Annotated in this window: 11 protein-coding genes; 9 read left to right on the top strand and 2 right to left on the bottom strand. The window is 63.8% G+C overall.

All coding sequences use genetic code 11. The annotated features are described in order from the left end of the window. Nucleotides 1–86: 86 nt before the first annotated feature. The 5 genes from rnc (at nucleotide 87) to LN996_RS20545 (ending at nucleotide 4956) form a co-directional block, all read left to right on the top strand. Nucleotides 87–764 carry a ribonuclease III gene (gene rnc, locus LN996_RS20565; RefSeq protein WP_231342670.1) on the top strand — a complete coding sequence of 226 codons (678 nt, stop codon included), beginning with the start codon at nucleotides 87–89 and terminating at the stop codon, nucleotides 762–764. A gap of 6 nt (nucleotides 765–770) precedes the next feature. Continuing rightward, nucleotides 771–1730: a bifunctional DNA-formamidopyrimidine glycosylase/DNA-(apurinic or apyrimidinic site) lyase gene (mutM, locus tag LN996_RS20560; RefSeq protein WP_231342666.1), complete on the top strand. Its 960-nt coding sequence runs from the start codon at nucleotides 771–773 to the stop codon at nucleotides 1728–1730. A gap of 174 nt (nucleotides 1731–1904) precedes the next feature. Continuing rightward, entirely contained in the window at nucleotides 1905–2621 is a 717-nt protein-coding gene (locus LN996_RS20555; protein ID WP_231342661.1) for a hypothetical protein, read from the top strand. Between the two features lie 86 nt (nucleotides 2622–2707). Continuing rightward, entirely contained in the window at nucleotides 2708–3931 is a 1224-nt protein-coding gene (locus LN996_RS20550; protein ID WP_231342672.1) for an MFS transporter, read from the top strand. Beyond that, nucleotides 3928–4956, top strand: a complete 1029-nt coding sequence (locus LN996_RS20545; protein WP_231342658.1) for a hypothetical protein — start codon at nucleotides 3928–3930, stop codon at nucleotides 4954–4956. The genes LN996_RS20550 and LN996_RS20545 overlap by 4 nt, the downstream gene beginning before the upstream one ends. Nucleotides 4957–5000: 44 nt before the next feature. On the opposite strand, the gene LN996_RS20540 is transcribed toward LN996_RS20545, so the two are convergent. Beyond that, a complete protein-coding gene (locus tag LN996_RS20540) occupies nucleotides 5001–9908 on the bottom strand; it encodes a DUF4082 domain-containing protein (RefSeq protein ID WP_231342656.1) in 4908 nt (1635 codons plus the stop codon). 357 nt (nucleotides 9909–10265) lie between these two features. Here LN996_RS20540 and smc point away from each other — a divergent pair, with 357 nt between their 5' ends. Further along, nucleotides 10266–13844: a chromosome segregation protein SMC gene (smc, locus tag LN996_RS20535; RefSeq protein WP_231342654.1), complete on the top strand. Its 3579-nt coding sequence runs from the start codon at nucleotides 10266–10268 to the stop codon at nucleotides 13842–13844. Nucleotides 13845–13864: 20 nt separating this feature from the next. Further along, nucleotides 13865–15070 (top strand): signal recognition particle-docking protein FtsY, encoded by a 1206-nt coding sequence (gene ftsY / locus LN996_RS20530; RefSeq protein ID WP_159702305.1) that lies wholly within the window; start codon nucleotides 13865–13867, stop codon nucleotides 15068–15070. Nucleotides 15071–15136: 66 nt separating this feature from the next. Here ftsY and LN996_RS20525 read toward each other — a convergent pair whose 3' ends face one another. After that, nucleotides 15137–16357 carry an MFS transporter gene (locus LN996_RS20525; protein ID WP_231342650.1) on the bottom strand — a complete coding sequence of 407 codons (1221 nt, stop codon included), beginning with the start codon at nucleotides 16355–16357 and terminating at the stop codon, nucleotides 15137–15139. A gap of 252 nt (nucleotides 16358–16609) precedes the next feature. On the opposite strand from LN996_RS20525, the gene LN996_RS20520 reads away from it, so the two are divergent. Both LN996_RS20520 and LN996_RS20515 read left to right on the top strand, forming a co-directional pair. Then, a complete protein-coding gene (locus LN996_RS20520; RefSeq protein WP_231342643.1) occupies nucleotides 16610–17938 on the top strand; it encodes an ammonium transporter in 1329 nt (442 codons plus the stop codon). Continuing rightward, nucleotides 17935–18273: a P-II family nitrogen regulator gene (locus LN996_RS20515; protein WP_017199639.1), complete on the top strand. Its 339-nt coding sequence runs from the start codon at nucleotides 17935–17937 to the stop codon at nucleotides 18271–18273. Before LN996_RS20520 ends, LN996_RS20515 begins: the two co-directional genes overlap by 4 nt. Nucleotides 18274–18517 lie beyond the last annotated feature (244 nt).

Below are 18517 nucleotides of genomic sequence, written 5' to 3'. Positions count from 1 at the left end.
ACCGCCGCCGCCTCGCCCCACCCCTATTCAGTCCTCATTCTGCATAACCTGTTTGCCAACCACATCTCTTCTTCGGCGGGGGTGGGGTGATCCATCCCCCCCCCGAGACGCTTCGTCTTGCTCTGACACATCGCTCATACGCGTATGAGAACGGCGGGATTCCCACCAACGAGCGCCTCGAGTTCCTCGGCGACTCCATCCTGGGCTTCTCCGTCACCGATTCTCTCTACCGTGAGAACCCCACGCTGCCCGAAGGTGAGCTCGCCAAACGGCGCTCCGCCGTCGTCAGCACGCGTGCGCTGGCCGGAATCGGCCGCGATATCGGTGTTGGTGAGTTCATTTACCTCGGGCAAGGCGAGAAGCTGACCGACGGTAAGAACAAAGCCTCCATCCTGGCTGACACCATGGAAGCCTTGATTGGCGCCACATACCTGTCAAATGACATGGAAACCGCACGCCAGTTGGTCATGCGCTTGGTGGGTCCGCTCCTCAAGGACGCCGGGGCCCTTGGTGCCGGGACCGACTGGAAGACGAGCATCCAGGAATTGACTGCCAGCCGGCAACTTGGTGCCATCCACTACGCAGTGGAAGGTTCGGGGCCGGACCATGCCCGCACTTTTGAGGCAGTACTGAACATCGGCGGCACTCCTTACGGCCGCGGTTCAGGCCATTCCAAAAAGGAAGCGGAACAGGAAGCAGCCGCTGATGCCTGGCGCGCCTTGACCGCCTTGGACCCGACGCCAGCCGGCCCTGCGTCTGCCTGAACGCCCATGCCTGAGCTTCCCGAAGTAGAGGTAGTGCGTCGCGGCCTGGCCCGTTGGGTCCGTGGACGTTCCATTACCGGCGTCGAGGTCCTCGATCCGCGTTCCATCAGGCGGCATGCCCTGGGCACGGAAGACTTCATCGGAAACCTTGAGCACGCCACTGTGCTGGACGTCGTTCGCCGGGGAAAGTTCCTTTGGATGCCCCTTGCCATGAACACTCCACACGAAGCCAAAGCCGCAGAGCTCCCCAAAGTGGCGCTGATGGCGCATCTGGGAATGAGCGGCCAGTTGCTGATGCAGGACCCGGCCGTGCCGGACGAAAAGCATCTCAAGGTCAGGCTCACTCTCAGCCCGTTGGATGACATGCCGGAGCAGCTGCGGTTCGTGGACCAAAGGATTTTTGGCGGCCTGTTCGTGACGTCCCTGGTACCGACGTCCGACGGCGGCCCCGGCGGCTTGGGCGAAACGCCCTTGCCTGAGATCGCGGAGGAAGCATCCCACATTGCCCGGGATCCGCTTGACCCGTTCTTTTCGTTCGACGCGTTCCATCGAAAGATCAGGAACCGCAAGACTGGCATCAAGAGGGCGCTGCTGGACCAGTCCGTCATTTCGGGCATTGGCAACATATATGCGGATGAAGCCTTGTGGCGCGCCCGCCTCCACTACGCCAGGGCCACGGACACCATGCGCCGTGCCGATGCAGAGCGGCTCGTAGAGGCGGTGAGGGACGTGATGAACGCTGCGTTGGCTGCAGGCGGGACAAGTTTCGATTCCCTCTATGTGAATGTCAACGGCGATTCCGGGTACTTCGCCCGGTCGCTCAATGCCTATGGGCGTGCGGGCGAATTGTGCGGCCGCTGCGAGGCAATCGGCCTGCACAGCATCATGAAAAGGGAACAGTTCATGAACCGTTCCTCCTATACATGCCCGGTGTGCCAACCCCGGCCACGGAACGGACGTTGGTAGCGCCAAAACTGTTCCGGAATCGGGATCACAATGGCAGACTGTCCCCATGAACAGCTTGGCGCTTCGAATCGCCATCGCAAGGATCAACGCCACCACAAAGTGGGTGGCGTCAGTTCTACCTGCAGCCGTTTTTGAATCCCGGACCGGTCGACCTCTTCGCAGTCCAGGTACGCCATGATGGCGCGGCGGCTGGTCATAGCTGGTCTCTGCCTGGCTGTGCTCATTGCCGCCGTGGCCATTGTGCTGGACCAAATGGCAAAGCCAGGATCCACCTCCGCGCAAGGGCCGTCATCGTCCAGTTCAAGCCCCGGCACGGGTTCCACCGGTGCCGCCACGCCCACCCCCGGTAGTACGCCGTCGGGGGTTGCGAACGGCGGAACCGAGGGCAGCGGCAGCGGGGCCGGCGGCACTGGGTCCGGCGGCGCCGATGGTAATGCCAGCGCACCCACCTCAAAGCCACTCGAGGTCCTGCCGCCAGTGATCGCTACTCCTACTGGATTGCCTGAACCGACCACACCGGAGCCCCTTATTACCGGGGCACTCCCGGCACCTGGCAGCGCGGACGGTGAACTGGTGGACGGTTGGCCGGACGGTGTCCTTTCGCTGCCATCCGGGACCACCATCGGGTCCACGTCTGTTTCAACATCGGGCAACATCCTCCAACTGACAGCGGACGGCATCATTGCCAAGCCGCGGGCCGAGGTCCTGGATTCCTTCCGCCAATCGCTGGTCTCCCACGGCTTCTGGTCTGAGGAAGCCCCGGCGGCGGACGGTGCCGTGGCCGCACGGTTCGTCAGAGGCACAGACACGGTGACTGTTTCTGTGTCGACGACTGGGACAGGGAGCTCACGCTTCCAGCTGTTGGGCAGCCTGCACACAACGGCGGAGTAGGGGAACCCATGTACATTTCGCTCTCAGATCGCAGCGGCGGTAAACGGGACAAATCACAGGGCAACGGAACGGCACTGAAAGCAGAGGTGCCGTTCCGTTTGTCTCCGGTCATCTTGTGGTTGGGCATCGTGAGCATGGTGACCGATGTTTCCTCTGAATCCGTCACGGCAGTACTTCCCTTGTATGTGACGGGGTTCCTCGGACTGTCAACCATCGCCTTTGGCTTTATTGACGGCATCAACCAGGGCGCCAGTGCGATCGTCAGGATCGCGGCCGGTTGGGCAGCCGATCGCAGCGGCCATCCAAAACGGATAGCTTTGGCCGGCTATGGCTTGTCGATGCTTGCCAGGGTTGGATTCCTTTTCGCTGGAGGGTTCTGGGCAATCGCGGCCATTGTGACCGGCGACCGGATTGGCAAAGGCATTCGCACGGCCCCCAGGGACGCGCTGATCTCGGTGTCCGCCCAGCCCGAACACTTGGCCAGGTCCTTCGGCGTCCACAGAATGCTGGACAACATTGGGGCCGCAGCGGGGCCGCTCATCGCATTCTTTGTCCTCTTGATGATTCCCAATGGTTTCAGCACCGTTTTTGTGGTGTCCCTGGCGTTCGCAGTGATCGGGGTTGCTGTCCTGGCCTTGGTTGTACCGGATATCCGGGCCCATGGCCTGAAAAGCGCGGACGGGCGGGAGGGCAGGCGGCTCTTCGCCTTTTCGTGGAGTCATTTGAAGGAACCCGGGCTCGGCAAACTTCTGATCTCTGCCGGCCTTTTGGGCTTGGTGACCGTCGGCGACGGCTTCATCTACCTGGTGCTCCAAGCCAGGGACTCGTTCGCTGTCCAGTGGTTTCCGTTGTTGTTTGTAGGCACCAATGTGGTCTTCCTGGCTCTCGCGATTCCGTTGGGGAGGCTGGCTGACCGGGTCGGCAAGGTGCCGGTTTTCGTCGGCGGACACATCGCGTTGCTCGCTACATATCTCCTCGCCGCCGCACCCTTTGGAGGGTTGTGGGGAACCTTGGGCTGCTTGGTCCTGCTGGGAGCGTTCTACGCCGCGACCGATGGCGTACTGGCTGCCTTGGCCAGCCAACTCACGCCTGCGGGCAGACTTGCCACCGGCATTGCGTCGGCACAAACGGTGGTGGCCCTGAGCAGGATGACTGCTTCTGCAGGCTTTGGAGTGCTCTGGTATGCCGTGGGGGCACCGACGGCCATGGTGGTGGCAGGGGGCTTGTTGGCTTGTGCAGTGGTGGCTGTCGTCTTTATCTTGAGAAGTGCCCGGCCCCAAGTTGGCGCGGACACGGGCGGCCGCGCATGAGCGGAGCGCTGGCCGGAGGAAAGATGCGATGGGGCATTCTCCTCACTGTCACCGTCATTGTCCTGGTGGGGGCAGGAATCTACGCCTTTGGGGCTTACCAGCGTTTTGAAGAGAGCCGGACCGCAGCTTCATCAGTGGGTGTCACGGCGGGCCAGCCGCTTCCCAATGCTCCCTTCGTCCTCTTCCGGAACACGGCATCGGGCCAGGGGTATGGCAACGCGGCAACAGTTCCGCTGTCCGCTCCCGGGGGTACACGGGCCGTGAGTGAACAAGAGTGCGACAGGGTCTATGGGGCAGCCGAAACCGTGGTGTGCCTCAAGACAAACCGTGGGCTGGTGACCACCTTCGAAGCGGCCGTCCTGGACCGCGACTGGCAGGTGCAGCGTTCGTGGCCCGTCCCTGGTATTCCGAGCAGGACAAGGATCAGCCCTGACGGCTCCATGATCGCCACGACGGTCTTTGTTACCGGGCACTCCTATGCGACGGCCGGCTTTTCCACGGCCACCGAGATCAGCCTGCCGGGTGGGAGCTCAGGGAACCTCGAGGACTTCGCGCTGATGGTCAACGGTGAGCGATTGGTAGCAACGGACAGGAACATCTGGGGGGTGACCTTCGCGCCGGGCGAAAATGACGTCTTCTATGCCACCGCTGCATCATCGGGTCGAATCTGGCTGGTCCGGGGGAGCCTGTCCGCCAAGACCTTGACTGCCATCCACGACAACGTGGAATGCCCATCGATCTCGCCCGACGGCAAGCGGATCGCTTACAAGAAGAACGACGGCGGGGCACTGGCTGCCCATTGGAAAGTCGCTGTGCTTGACCTCGCTACGGGACAGGAAGTGGTCCTTTCCGAGAAGCGCAGCGTGGATGACCAGATTGAATGGCTGGACAACCAGAACCTCCTTTACGGTTTGGCAGACGAGGCCGTGGAAGGGGACAGCAACATCTGGCAGCTGGGCACCACTCCGGGTGACCAACCGGCTATGTTCATTGCCCATGCGTGGTCACCCAGCGTAGTCCGCTGAAGGCAGTTGTCCGGTTGAAAGCAGTTGCTGGCCGTCCGGTAGCCTCAGCAGAGCCCGAGCAACCCGCAGAGCAACCCGCCGGACTGCGTTGGACTTGGCGAGGGGCTCGGTGAAGGACTCGGTGAGGCAGTGGACGTCGCCGTGGGTGACGGTGTGGGAGTAGCCGTGGCCGTCGGAGTAGCTGTGGGCGATGGTGACGGTGCAACCAACTGTTGGGGAGCGGTGGTGGAGTACACCACATCCACGAAGTAGTTGGTCGCGTTCCAGGAGCTGGCCGGCATGACTCCGCCGGAGCCGTACCGGTACCGGCCGTTGTTCGGGCCACTGGCCGTGAACACACCACTGGTGTAGGTCTGGTTGAAGAACGCCGAGGTGTAGGAGTACCGGCCGTTGGGTGCCCTGTACGAGACCACATAGGTTTGGCCTGTCACGAGCGCCACCGGCGCAGCCAACGTAGCTGTTTGCCAGCCCGTGGCCGTCTCGTTGGTGAACGTCACCTGAGCCAGGCGGGTGCCAGCCGAGTTCCAGAGCGATCCCACGTGGGTTCCGGTGTTGCCAGCCCCCTTGTAGAAACGTATGCCTGTCACGTTCCCCGCCTGGGAAACGGTGAAGGCTGTCCCCAGCTCGACCGATAGGATGTCCGGCGCCGAGACCGTTTGGGGCGTCAGCGAGCCGAAGATCGTGGACACCTGGACGGTGGGGGCGGCGGTGGTGAATTGCCAGTTGGTGGTGGGGAAAGCCTGCCCTTGTTGGGAGACGACGTTGGCCACGCTGGCGGATATCACGGTGCTGTTGGGCAATGCCGCGGTCGGTGTGAAGGTAACGGTCCTGCTGTCCGCAGAAAGGGCAGCTGAACCGGCTACCGGATTGCCGTTCGCGGTCAGGGTGAACGATGCTCCTGGATTAATGGCGGACGAGAAGGTGATGGAAGGCTTCACGTCTGTCGGAATGCCTGTGGCGCCCGGGGCCGGTACCTGTTCGGACACTGTCAGCGCCTGCGTTGGCGTAGCGAACACCACATCCACCAGGTAACTGGCGGTGGACGATGAACCCGGGAAGTCACTGTTGTAGCCAAAAGCGCCCGAGTCAGCGGCCGTGCGCAGTGGTCCACTGGTCAATCCTGCACCAAATCCGCCGGCCGTGTAGGAGTACTTGCCGGTGGGAGCCTTGTACGCGGCCACGTACTCAGTGTCGGCCTCGATGGTCACCGGCTGGCTGAACGTTGCGGTCTGCCAGCCCGTACTTGACTCGTTGGTGAACGTGACAGTTGCCAGGAGTTGTCCCGTGGCCGTGTAGAGCGATCCGGTGTGTGTTCCCGTGTTGCCGGCCGCCTTGTAGAAACGCACGCCGGTGATCTGGCCCGCAGTGTCGCTGGCGAACCTGACACCGAGGGACAACGGAACGCCGTCGTCGGCGTCGGGCGTTGTGGGTGTCACAGTGTCCTGGTACAGCGTGCACGGGCAGACGCCCGGCGTGCGCGGTGCAGGAACCGTGGTGAAGGTCCACGTACCACCAGCGGACATCGGCTGACCGGAGACAGACGTAGCTGTCACCGTCGCCGTGTACGAGGTCCCTGCCGCCAACGGAGCCGTCGGCGTAAACGTGACCTTACGGGTTGCGGAGTCGTAGGCCGATGTACCGGCGACTGCGGCGCCGCTGGTCACTTTCACTGCCATGCTGACGCTGGACGCTACTGCAGCCTCGGACAGCACTGCGCTGACTACAGTGTTCAGCGGAACGCTGGAGGCACTGGGCAGCGGTGAATGCGAACCAACGGTGAACGGCGTGTTGGGCACCGTCACCACTACGTCCACCAGGTAACTGGCTGTGGACCGCGACGACGCAAAGTCGCCGCTGTACGTGTAGGCGCCGGCGTCAGACGCTGCCCGGAGCGGTCCGACGCTCAGCCCGGAACCGAATCCGTTGGCAGTTGCCGAATACGTTCCGGTCAGGGACTTGTAGGACACGATGTAGTCGGTGTTCGCAGCCATCTGGACCGGCTGGCTGAACATGGCAGTCTGCCACCCGGACGCACTCTCGTTGGTGAACGCCACTGTTGCCAGTTGCTGCCCTGCGGCCGTGTACAGGGCGCCATTGTGGGTGCCGGTGTTTCCTGCGGACTTGTAGAAACGAACACCCAGCACCTCGCCGGCAGAAACGCTCGAGAACCGTACGCCCAAGGTCACCGGCACGCCTTCACGCAGCTCGGCGATCCCCGGCGTGACGGAGTCATCGAAGAGGCTGCAAGGGCACGCACCGGGAACCGGCAGCGTTGCCGCTGTCGTAAAGGACCAGGTTCCACCGGCAGTCACTGGACCGCCGATCGAATCGGTGCCGGACAACGTAGCCGTGAATTGGGTGTTGAACGCCAACGCGCTCGACGGCGTGAAGGTCGCCCGCCGCGTCGCGGCGTCGTACGCCGTAGTTCCTGCCACTGGACCCGACGGCGACTGCAACGTCAGCTGGACGCTGGCCGCCATGACGGGCTTGGAGAATACGGCGCTTACCTTGGTATTCACGGACACGCTCGACGACGACGGGATGGGCGTGTGGCCCGATACCGTCATGGGGGAGCTGTCAACAGTGCTGAAGAGCGCATCCGCGAAGTAGTTGCCACCGTTGTAACTGGTGGTGGGGAAGCCCTGGGACGTGCTGTACACGCCTGCCGGTTCAGCGCCGAAACCACCGGCCACCTTCAACGGGGCGTCCGTGGAACCGAAGCTCGCCCATTGGTGGTCCTTGGTGGCGTAGTGGCCATTGGGTGCCCAATAGGACACCGTATATTTCTGGCCGGCCGCAACAGGCACGGCTTGGCTGAACAGGGCAGTTTGCCAGCCGGAGGCCGTTTCATTGGTGAACGTGGCCGTCGCCAGGCGCTCGCCGGTGGAGCTCCACAGGGAGCCCGTGTGGGTTCCGGTGTTGGCCGTGCTCTTGTAGAAACGGACGCCGGTGATGAAGCCGTCCACTGAAGGGGTGAAACGCAGGCCCATTTCGTAGGCACCGCCGTCACCGGAATCCTTGACCACCGGTACCGTCTGGCCGAAGACGCTGTAAGGGCCGCTCAGGGTGATACTCCTGGTCACGGCCGCGCCGATGTTGGCACTGTCATCGATGGCCCGTGCCTGGATGGTGGCCGTGGTCATGCCCTTCTGGATGTACGTGTAGGTCCAGCTCTGCTTTCCTTGGGCAGGGTGCCAGCTTGCACCGCCGTCGGTAGAGACTTCGACGCCGGCCACCACACCGCCCACGTCGGCGGCTGTTCCCGTCACGGTAACGCTGCTGCCGTGTGCCACGGTGGCTCCGGTGGCGGGAGCCGAGATGGCCACTGTTGGTTTGGTGGTGTCAGTGCTCGCCACGGCGGCAACCAGTCCGGCAGCCCTTGTGGCCGGCTGCGCGCCCATGTCCGCGAGGATGTTGACCTGCGCCTGCCTCATGCGGACATCGGCAGCCGCGCCGTCGCCGTCGTGCTCCTGGTCCAAGCCCCAGGTCCACTGGACGCTGCCGGCAGAGAAGACCAACGCGCCACTGGCTGCGCGGTAGAGGGTCACGTTGTGCGTGGTGCTTCCCGGGGCGACGGTATTACCGAAGTCCTGAAGGTACTCGGGAACGCTGCCCACAGTGGTGGACAGCCGGATGAGTCCCGCCGGCCGGAACCCGTTGTCCAGGTCCTCATTGGATTCATAACCGACGGTGTGCGGCGCGAGGGCGGCCGAGGAACCTGCAGGCAGAGACGCCAGGGTGGTGTTCCGCCAGAGCCGGGTCTTGCCTTCGTCCGCTTTCACCGTGACCGGCAGGTCAGAGTGATTGGACATATAGATCGTCCCGGTCACAGCATTTTCGGGCAGGCCTCCGCCGTTGGCCTGGGAAGCGAAGCGCGGGTCACGCCACGTGCCCGTCCACTGTGCGCTGGGATCGATCTTGGCATTACCCCAGGTTTCCTTGTAGCAGGTAAGAGTGCGGTTGGCTGCACCGTCAACCGTCGAGGGCTCAAACCTGGTGCGCCAGTACATTTCGTTGCCCGATAGGAACTGAAGGTTCACACCGGCGTCCCTCGCGGCTGTGACATTGGCCCGTTGTGGGCCCGACCAGTATTCGTCGTGACCAACGGACAGGAAGACCTTGTGGTTCAGCAGCTCGGCGCCATTGCGGTCCGTATCAAGGCCGCTGATATAGCTGACGTCATAGCCGTTCTGTTCCAGGAAGCGCACCATGGGGTATTCGTTGGAGAAGTAGAAGTCCCTGCCGCCGGGACCGTCCCTGGTTGCCATCGGCCGGTTGTAGCTGACCTTGTAGGACCGGCCGTTGGCCGCGCCTTGGTAGAAGTCCGAGCCTCCGTAGGTGTTGTAGGCCTGCCAGGTCTGGTCCGACGTCTGGAAGACCACTGCGGAGCGGTTGCCGTCGTTTCGGACGATGAACGTGATGTGGCTTTTTGCCCCGGTGTCAGGGCGGGTGAGGAGCGCAATATAGACGCCGGACACAGCCGTGGCCGGGACCTGCCACGTCGCAGATACTGCCCAGGTGCCACAGTCATAGAGTTCCGTGGTGAGGTCGCTGCGGCAGGCCGGTTGGCTCTGGCGCAGGACCGACGGCGTCACATCGGCGATCTTGCGTGCTCCGTTGCCCGCATACCAGCCCGTCCGGTAGATCCCTATGGTGTAGCTGGGAGCGTTCGTATCCACCTTGAAACGTATGGGTTGGCCTGCGTTGACGCTGATCTCGGTGGAAAAGCCCTGGATGCTGTCATCACCGGCACCGTTGATATCCCACTCGGAGGGCGGACTTCCGGTCTTGGAGTTCTCGCAGGCCACAAGGTTCACCACGGGGTCACAGGGACCCGCAGCCACCGCCGCTGGTGCAGTGAGGGGCAAGAGGGCCGCCACCATCGCGATCACCATGGGCACTAAGAAACCCTTGAGGACTCGCTGGGGTCGGTTGGCTGAAGTACCGGGCATCAGAACTCCTGGGGGGTGGCGCGCCGAAAATGCGAATACGGGTCCGCGATTTCAGGCACGGTCCCTGCTTGCCGCTCCCCAGCCAGGGTCAAACCAAGATCTTCAGTTATGGAACTCAGGGTTTTTGCACTTGGATGGTCGTTCCGAAGATCGGGACCGGATCCGGCAGCGGCTGAACTGAAGTTCATGCCGTCACCGGATCACCGGAACGAACAGGCCAAGTTGCCCTTGGCAGGAGTGTAGGGGTGTGGCCTGCCGACCACAAGGCGTTCCGGCAACAGATCCGTAGATTTCGCAGAATCGGCAGTAGATTTAGGGGGTACAACCACCCGGGCCACCCAGGAGAACCGAAGCGCCTTGCACCTGAAAAGTTTGACTGTCCGAGGATTCAAGTCGTTCGCGTCGGCCACGACGTTCGACTTTGAGCCCGGCGTCACTGCCGTCGTAGGGCCCAATGGCTCGGGCAAATCCAATGTTGTGGATGCCCTGGCTTGGGTCATGGGGGAGCAGGGTGCCAAGACCCTGCGTGGCGGCAAGATGGAAGATGTCATCTTCGCGGGCACCTCGGGCCGGCCACCCCTTGGCCGCGCGCATGTGTCCCTGACCATCGACAATGCGGACAACGCTCTTCCCATCGAGTACAGCGAAGTGACCATCTCCCGGACGCTCTTCAGGACAGGCGGATCCGAGTACGCCATCAATGGCGCTCCGTGCCGGCTCCTTGACATCCAGGAACTCCTGTCGGACTCAGGCCTGGGCCGTGAAATGCACGTCATTGTGGGTCAGGGCCAATTGGACCGCGTCCTGCACGCCACTCCTGAAGACCGCCGCGGCTTCATCGAGGAAGCCGCGGGCATCCTCAAGCATCGCCGCCGCAAGGAAAAAACCGTCCGCAAACTCGAGGCCATGCAGGCCAACCTGGCGCGGCTCGGTGACCTCACTGCGGAAATCCGGCGGCAGCTCACTCCGTTGGGAAAGCAGGCAGAAATCGCCCGCCGCGCCCAAACAGTCCAGTTCGATGTCCGGGACGCCAGGTCCCGCCTCCTGGCGGACGACCTGGTCCAGCTGACAACCAGCCTTGAACAGGATGTTGCCGACGAAGCCGCGCTCAAGGAGCGCCGCCAGGTGGTGGAGGCGGGGCTGGGACTTGGACGGCGACGCCAGGCCGCGCTGGAGCAGCAGGCCGCCGAAGCAACCCCGAAGCTCAATGCCGCCCGCGACCATTGGTACCAGCTCTCCGCCGGACGGGAGCGCCTGCGTTCCCTGGGTTCCCTCGCTTCTGAACGCCGCAGGCTCCTGGGGTCCTCGGAAGCCACCGCTGAGTCGGGGCGGGACCCGGAGCAGCTTGAACGCCAAGCGGCCCGTGTCCGTGAGGAAGAGTCGGCCTTGGAACACGACATCCTGGCCAAACAAGCAGCGCTCCTTGAAGCCACGGTGGCAAAGGATGCCGCTGAGTCGCTGTCGGCGGCCGAGGACAAACGATTGACGGCCATGCTGCGCGCTGCCGCTGACCGCAGGGAAGGGCTCGCCAAGCTTGCAGGCCAAGTGGCCGCCGCCCGGTCCAAGGCGGAAGCTGCCGAGGCTGAGCGCGGCCGGCTCCGGGAATCCCTCGCGTCCGGTGATGAACGGCGTCGCAAGGCCCAAAGCGAGTTCACTGCCCTTGAATCCCAGGTGGCCGGGGTTGAGGACGGCGAGGAAAGCCTCGACGCCGACTATGAAAATGCGAATGAGGTCCTGGACGCTGTCCTCGCCGAGATCGAAGAATTGAAAGCCACCGAACGGGAGGCCGTCCGCGAGAGGGATGCCCTGACTGCACGACGCGATGCGCTGCAGCTCGGACTCAACCGCAAGGATGGTTCCGGAAGTCTCTTGGAGGCCGAAGGCATCCTTGGCCCCTTGGCCGCCGTGGTTGCCATCGAGCCTGGGTTCGAGCCCGCCATCGCTGCCGCTCTGGGAAGTGCCTCGGACGCCTTGGTGGTTGCAGATGCGCACAGCGCAGCAGCAGCAATCTTGTCCTTGAAGGATGACGACGCCGGCCGTGCGGCCTTGCTCCTGGCCGGCAGTTTTGCCGGCGATGACCAAGCCCCAGCCGACGCGTTGCTTCCCCCCGGCAGCCGCTGGGCCTCCGACGTCGTGAAAATCTCCGACCCCGCAGCCCAAGGTGCCTTGGCGCTGCTGGCGGGAACCGTCGTCGTCGATGACATTCACACTGCGGCAGCGCTCGTCTCTGAACAACCGGCGCTTAAAGCGGTCACGCGCGAGGGCGACGTCTTTACGGCCCTGACTGTTACTGGCGGCTCGGCAACTGCGCCGTCCCTGCTGGAAGTCCAGGCAGCAGTGGACGACGCCGCAGCCAGGCTCCAGGAGGTCACGTCCCGCTTGGAGCGTGGCCGGTTCGCCCTGGCCGGCGCCCAGTCCCGCCGCGCCGAGGCACAGGACAGGGCCGATGCCGCCTTGGAGCGCCTGCACGAATCCGATGCCCGGCTCGCCGCAGTGGCCGAGCGCCTTGGCCACCTCAATTCCGTTCTTCGCAGTGCCGTGGGTGAAAGTGATCGGCTCGCCGCATCAATGGCCAAGGCTGACGCCAACATCGCTGCCGCCGAACTGGACCTCGAAGTCGCCGCGGAACGGCTCGCCGCCGCCCAGGAAGCGCCGGACGAGGAACCGTCCACGGATCAGCGTGACGAACTCGCCGCGCAAGCCAGGACTGCCCGTTCCCTTGAAACGGAAGCCAGGCTGGCGCTGAGGACTGCGGAAGAGCAGTTGGGCGCCATCAGCAACCGGGCAGCCTCGCTCGAGCGGGCTGCGGCCACAGAACGCCGCGCCCGAGAAGAGGCGGCCCGAAGGGCACAGCGGCGCCGGGCACAGGCGCAGCGTGCTTCGGCCGTTGCGTCTGCGGTGGAGCAGGCACTGCGGTTCATCGATGTCTCAGTGGAGGTGGCGGGCTGGGAGCGTGACCTCGCCGAGCAGACACGGGAACAACTTGAGAAGGAGCTCTCCGACGTCCGGTCCGGTAACGATGCCCTGGCCAAGGAGCTTGCCGAACTGACGGACTCCGTACACCGGGACGAGATGGCGCGGACCCAGCAGCGTCTGCGTATCGAAGCCCTGGAAACGCGCTCCATCGAGGAACTTGGCCTTTCCGCGGAGCAACTCGTTGCTGATTTTGGCCCCCACCTGCCTGTGCCAATGCCTGCCGGTACCACCACCGACAAGTGGGCCGAACTCCGTGCCCCCGTGGACGAGAACGGCGACGAAATCGTTGAAGGTATTCCGTTCGCCCGGGCGGAGCAGGAAAAAAGACTCAAGAAAGCGGAACGGGAGCTGGCCGCACTGGGCAAAGTGAACCCGCTCGCCCTGGAGGAATTTGCCGCCTTGGAAGAAAGGCATCAGTTCCTCAGCTCGCAGCTCGAAGACCTCAAGTCCAGCCGCAAGGACCTGCTGGACATCATCAAAGAGGTGGACGCGAGGGTTCAGCAGGTCTTTACCGAGGCCTTCGCCGACACGTCGGCCCAGTTCGACCACGTCTTTGCCCGTCTCTTCCCCGGCGGCGAGGGCAAGCTGGTGCTCACGGACCCTGACGACATGCTGACCACGGGAATCGAAGTGGAAGCCCGTCCGGCCGGCAAGAAAATCAAGAGGCTTTCGTTACTCTCCGGCGGTGAGCGTTCCCTGACGGCAGTGGCCCTGTTGGTGGCGATCTTCAAAGCCCGGCCCTCGCCGTTCTACGTCATGGATGAAGTGGAAGCGGCCTTGGACGATACCAACCTGGGGCGCCTCATCACCATTTTCGAGGAACTGCGGGAGTCCAGCCAATTGATCGTGATTACCCACCAGAAGCGCACCATGGAAGTGGCTGACGCCCTCTACGGTGTGACGATGAGGGGCGACGGCGTCTCCACCGTCATCAGCCAGAGGCTCGGTGCCGGGGCATAGCTTTATGAGAAGGTAGGGGTGTGAACGATTTCCTACCCATAATTCTGTCCATTCTCGCTGCGCTCGTGGTGGTCGGCGGACTCGTGCCGGTGCTGCTGAAGGCCCGGAAGTCCGGGGCAAAGTACCCCGGGACGCGGGATGCGAACGATCCCCTGCAGTCGTCGGCAGCAAGCGGCGGAACCCTGGTGGAGGACCGCCCGGACTCGGTCAAGGCGCCGGCGCCGACGTTTGACGGAACCGTCGAAGGCACTGACGTGCCTGACGACGTTGCAGGGCTCGAAACCATCGCCATTGACACTCCGGCACCGGTGGAGGGTCGCCTGACCCGCCTGCGCGCCCGCCTGGTCAAATCCAACAGCATCCTGGGCAAGGGGCTGCTGGCTTTGTTGTCCGGCGACAAGATCGACGAAAACGTGTGGGACGAGGTTGAAGAAACCCTCTTGCTGGCGGACCTTGGCACCGAACCAACCATGCAGTTGGTCGAGGCCTTGCGGGAGCGTGTCAAGGTGCTCGGCACCCGTAGCCCCGAGGACGTCAAGGCCATGCTCCGCGAAGAACTCATCAAGCTGGTGGATCCCGATATGGATCGCTCCTTGAATGTCGAACGCAAGGGCGACCGGCCCGCCGTCGTGCTTGTTGTCGGTGTCAACGGCGTCGGCAAGACCACCACCGTCGGCAAGCTTGCCCGCGTCCTGGTGGCCGAAGACAAGGATGTGCTGTTGGGCGCAGCCGACACCTTCCGCGCCGCGGCCGCCGAGCAGTTGGCCACATGGGGACAACGCGTTGGAGTGCCCACCGTGAAGTCGGACATCGACGGCGCCGACCCCGCCTCGGTTGCCTACGAAGCCGTGAAGGCCGGCATCGACCAGGAAGTCGATGTGGTCATGGTGGACACTGCAGGGCGCCTGCAGAACAAGACCGGCCTGATGGACGAGCTCGGCAAGGTCAAGCGCGTGATCGAGAAACTGGCTGAAGTGGATGAGGTCCTGCTGGTCCTGGACGCCACCACAGGGCAGAACGGCCTCAACCAGGCCCGTGTGTTCGCTGAGGTTGTCAATATCACGGGCATCGTGCTGACCAAGCTTGATGGCACAGCCAAGGGCGGCATCGTTGTCGCCATCCAGAAGTCGTTGGGTGTCCCTGTTAAGCTGATCGGCTTGGGCGAAGGCCCGGATGACCTCGCGCCGTTCGACGCCGAAGCCTTTGTGGACGCGCTGCTCAACTAGCACTCCGCACAAAACTGGCTGGCATTTGTGGTTGTCCTGAGTCCTCGGAGCAACCACAAATGCCAGTCAGTTTTTGGGTTTAAGGGGTTCGCGTGCCAGCGACCAGCCTGCTGCCGTGAGGAGGAGTACGCCGCCTGTGATGCCGAAGGCCCAGCCATAGCCCAGGCGGTCGGCAAGCAGGCCTGCCACGACGGGGCCAATGATGGCCCCGGTGTCCGCCGCCATCTGGAAGACCGCCAGCACTTTGCCCCCGGAGCGTCCCCGGCCAATGACATCGGCGACGGCGGCCTGCTGCGCCGGACCCAACAAACCTGAGCCGAATCCTGCCACTGCGGACGCAATGAGGAATGCCGGCAAATCCGTGGTCAAGCCAATGACGCCGGTGGCCAGGCCGGTGATGACCAGGCCAGGGATGAGCAGGGGCTTGCGTCCCCAGGCATCAGCCAAACGCCCGGAAAAGGTCAGGGCAGTGGCGTTGCCCATGGCAAAGATGGCCAATGCCCACGCGGCAGTTTCCGGCTTCGACTGCAGGACGGCCACTGCGAACAGCGGGATCGTGGCCATGCGGACGCCGAAGGTTACCCAGCCGTTGCCGAAACTCGAGAACACTGCGGCCCGGTAGGCAGAGTCAGTCAGTGCTTCCTTCAAGGTCATGGCTGGTGCCGTCGCAGTATCTTCCGCCGCATTGCCCTCGCCGCTCAGCATGGTCCGGACCACCAAGGCTGCCACCAGCAGGGCGCCGGCGTAGGCAAGGAAAGGCACACGGAGGCCGAAGCCTGCCAGCAAACCGCCTACGACCGGTCCCAGCACGCTCCCGATCAGGAAAGCCGAAGCGTAGGCACCGGAGACCCTCCCGCGCCGCTCCGGGGGAGCCAACCGGATGAGCAAGCCCATGGCAGCAACCGTAAACATGACGGAGCCGGCGCCACCGAGGCCGCGGAAGATCAGCAGCTGCCAGTAGTCCTGGGCGAAGGCGCATGCCGCAGTAGACACCGCTACGATCAGCAGGCCTGAAACGTAGACATTCCGCTCGCCGAACCGTCCTATCAGGGCTCCTCCCGCCGGGGCAAACACGAGCCTCATGAAGGCGAAGATGCTGACGATCACGGCGGCGGCGGTAGCGCCGACGTCGAACGTCGTGGCGAATTGCGGCAGGACCGGCGCCACGAGGCCAAAGCCCAGCGCGATCAGGAACGCCGCAGCCAACATCACCTTGATATCGCGGGGCAAGGGTGTTTTCTCCTGCCGGACCCTTGGAGCTTTGACGGATCTGGGCGACTGGGTCATACGGGGTTGGTCCTTCAAGGTGGTTCGGGGCTCATCTGGTCAAAAGCTGGGTATTTCCGGTGAAGTCTGACGCCTGAAACATATCCGTAACATCGCAGATATGCACCATTTACGTTGGGGAGGTTGTTGTAACCGGCGCGCAATATAAAACCCGCGCAGGTGAAACACGGCGGCACAAAACTCTTAAGCAGGACGCAAACGGCGTCAGGACAGCGGTTGAACCGCAGATCTAGCAAGAGAGGAACGTGCACCATGGAACTTACCGCAGGTCACGTATGGGTCATGGTGGCAGCCGCGCTTGTGCTGTTCATGACACCCGGTCTGGCATTCTTCTACGGCGGCATGACACGCGCCAAGGCAGCCCTGAACATGATGATGATGAGCTTCATCTCCATCGGCATCGTCGGCGTTGTCTGGGTGCTGTGGGGCGCGTCAATGAGCTCCGGCGAAGGCTTCATGGAAATCGTGGGCAACCCGTTCGCCACCTTCGGCCTCGAAGGCATCAATACTCCTGATGGCCTCATCAAGGTTGGCTACGCGGCCACCTTCGCCATCATCACGGTTGCGCTGATCAGTGGCGCAATCGCCGACCGCGCCAAGTTCGGCGCCTGGAGCATCTTTGTTCCGGTCTGGGTCACCCTCGTCTACTGCCCGCTGGCCTACATGGTTTGGGGCGGCGGACTGTTCGGTCCTGAAGGTGCAATCGGCAAGGCCCTCGGCCCGGCCATCGACTTCGCCGGCGGCACTGTAGTGCACATCAACGCCGGTGTGGCGGCACTCGTCCTGGTTCTCATCATCGGCAACCGCCGTGGCTTCGGCAAGGACCCGAACCACCGCCCGCACAACATCCCGTTCGTCATGCTCGGCGCAGCAATCCTGTGGTTCGGCTGGTTCGGCTTCAACGGTGGTGCAGCAACCACCGCCGAACAGGGCGGCCTGATCTGGATCAACACCCTCGCAGCTCCCGCAGCGGCCATGATCGGCTGGCTCATCACTGAACGCATCCGTGACGGACACCCGACCTCCCTCGGCGCAGCATCCGGTGTGGTTGCCGGCCTCGTGGCCATCACCCCCGCTTGTGCCAACGTCAGCCCTGTCGGCGCCCTGGGCCTCGGCGTGGTTGCCGGTGTAGCCTCGGCCCTGGCAGTCGGCCTCAAGTTCCGCTGGGGTTTCGATGACTCCCTGGATGTTGTAGGCGTCCACCTGGTATCAGGCATCATCGGCACCGTGGCACTGGGCTTCATCGCCCTTCCCACCGACGGTGTGGGCGGCGGCCTCTTCTACGGCGGCGGCATGACCCAGATGTGGGCCCAGCTCGCAGCAGCCGGCATCGCCATCGCTTTCTCGGCCATCATGACGGCCATCATCGCCTTCGCCATCCACAAGACCATGGGCTTCCGGGTCTCCACGGAGCAGGAGAACGTTGGCGTCGACCTCAGCCTCCACGCTGAGACGGCCTACGAATTCGGAGTCAACGGCCACGGTGGCAGCTTCCAGCCGCTGCACGAGGCCATGACTGGAAAGTCGGAGACAGCAGCAGCCAAGGCCGCCGCAGAAGGCAAGGAGAGTGTCCAGGCATGAAGCTCATCACAGCGATCGTCCGTCCCGAGAAGCTTGAAGCGGTCCGGGAAGGCCTCGAAGCATACGGGGTCCAGGGCCTGACGGTCAGCGCGGCCAGCGGCTACGGCCGCCAGCGCGGATACACCGAGGTGTATCGCGGAGCAGAATACAACGTGGATCTGCTGCCCAAGATCCGCATCGAGGTCCTCGCCACGGATGAGCAGGCAGACGACATCCTGGATGTCCTCATCGCCAGCTCCAACACTGGCCGCGCCGGTGACGGCAAGGTGTGGACCGTGGATGTCTACGAAGCAGTACGGGTCCGGACCGGTGAGCGCGGCGCAGCCGCGATCTAGGTTCTGACCGGATCCTATTTCCGACGCAGCACAGCGGGGGGGGGGGGGGGGGGCGGGGCGGCGGCCCCCCGGGGGGGGGGGTTTGTGTAGAGACCGCCCCGGCCCCCCGCCGCCCCTGAGCCCCCCCCCCCCCCGGCCCCCCCGCCGGCGCCGCCCCCGCCCCGCCTGCCGCCCCCCCCCCACCCACACCCCCCCCCCCCCCCGCCGGCCCGCCCCCCCCCCCCCCCCCCCCCCCCCGCTGTTG

This window comes from Arthrobacter sp. AK01, assembly GCF_021109375.1.
Classification (GTDB): Bacteria; Actinomycetota; Actinomycetes; order Actinomycetales; family Micrococcaceae; genus Arthrobacter.
Note: the sequence above shows the minus strand (reverse complement) of the source record. Positions and strands in the feature narration are given on the sequence as shown.

What these genes read in the sequence shown, in the direction of transcription:
- mutM (WP_231342666.1), top strand. Translation starts at nt 771, where the DNA reads ATGCCTGAGCTTCCCGAAGTAGAGGTAGTGCGTCGCGGCCTGGCCCGT.
- LN996_RS20555 (WP_231342661.1), top strand. Translation starts at nt 1,905, where the DNA reads ATGATGGCGCGGCGGCTGGTCATAGCTGGTCTCTGCCTGGCTGTGCTC.
- LN996_RS20545 (WP_231342658.1), top strand. Translation starts at nt 3,928, where the DNA reads ATGAGCGGAGCGCTGGCCGGAGGAAAGATGCGATGGGGCATTCTCCTC.
- LN996_RS20540 (WP_231342656.1), bottom strand. Translation starts at nt 9,908, where the DNA reads ATGCCCGGTACTTCAGCCAACCGACCCCAGCGAGTCCTCAAGGGTTTC.
- LN996_RS20525 (WP_231342650.1), bottom strand. Translation starts at nt 16,357, where the DNA reads ATGACCCAGTCGCCCAGATCCGTCAAAGCTCCAAGGGTCCGGCAGGAG.
- LN996_RS20520 (WP_231342643.1), top strand. Translation starts at nt 16,610, where the DNA reads ATGGAACTTACCGCAGGTCACGTATGGGTCATGGTGGCAGCCGCGCTT.
- LN996_RS20515 (WP_017199639.1), top strand. Translation starts at nt 17,935, where the DNA reads ATGAAGCTCATCACAGCGATCGTCCGTCCCGAGAAGCTTGAAGCGGTC.